We start from the raw sequence: 740 nt of genomic DNA on the forward strand, positions 1-740 counted from the left end.
CTAGCTGTGCGAGTTTGATGATGTATCTGGTTAGAGGCTTGGCGTTCAAACTCTTCGCGGTATCTTTAACCAACTGGTCGAGCCGTTGTATCTCGGGCGATGTCAACGCAATCTCGACCGGTTGATCAGGTGCGGCCCGATGTACCATAGTGAGCCAGAAGATACGCCAGCTCACGACGCAGAATACCGAGATGAGATTGGCCAGCCGGTCTGCGGTGCGCAATTGCGAATCTTCTGCCTTGCAACCCGATTTCAGAATCTTGTGAAACACCTCTATTTTCCATCGCAACGCGTACCAGTCGAGTTTCTCGACAGCCTGCTTGCGAGAAGCGACAGGCAGGTTGGTGATCAACTTCCACTCAATGCGTTTGCTGCCCGTGGGTACACCTCGTTCGAGGGCGTGAATGACGGTCAGCTCCAGGGCGGGATAACGACGCTGCTTGCCGATTGGTGGGAGTACCGTTATGCGGCGGTATCGAAGTTCCAGTATTGCGTGCTGAGCCTTACCGTTCTGGTCGCGAACAGTGATACGGTGAACGCCCTTGACCCGTACTTCATCCATCTCATCGGCAATCGTATGGCCGCCATCTCCCGCAAGCCTGTCGACGCAGGTTCTCACCAGGAAATTCGTTTGCAACTCTTGAGCCAGGCAGAAGAGTTCGTAAATATCACTTTCGCGATCTCCTACATGAATGCATCGCTGCGGTTGCCCAAAAAGTGCTGTTGATTGCCGCAGATTT

At 53.5% G+C, this 740-nt stretch carries 1 protein-coding gene; it reads right to left on the reverse strand.

What is annotated here, in order from left to right:
* A partial coding sequence (locus AWB67_RS38960) for an IS4 family transposase (protein ID WP_125477910.1) occupies window positions 1-740 on the reverse strand: 740 nt, incomplete at both ends.

The organism is Caballeronia terrestris, assembly GCF_001544515.1.
In the GTDB taxonomy this organism is placed as follows: Bacteria; Pseudomonadota; Gammaproteobacteria; order Burkholderiales; family Burkholderiaceae; genus Caballeronia; species Caballeronia terrestris.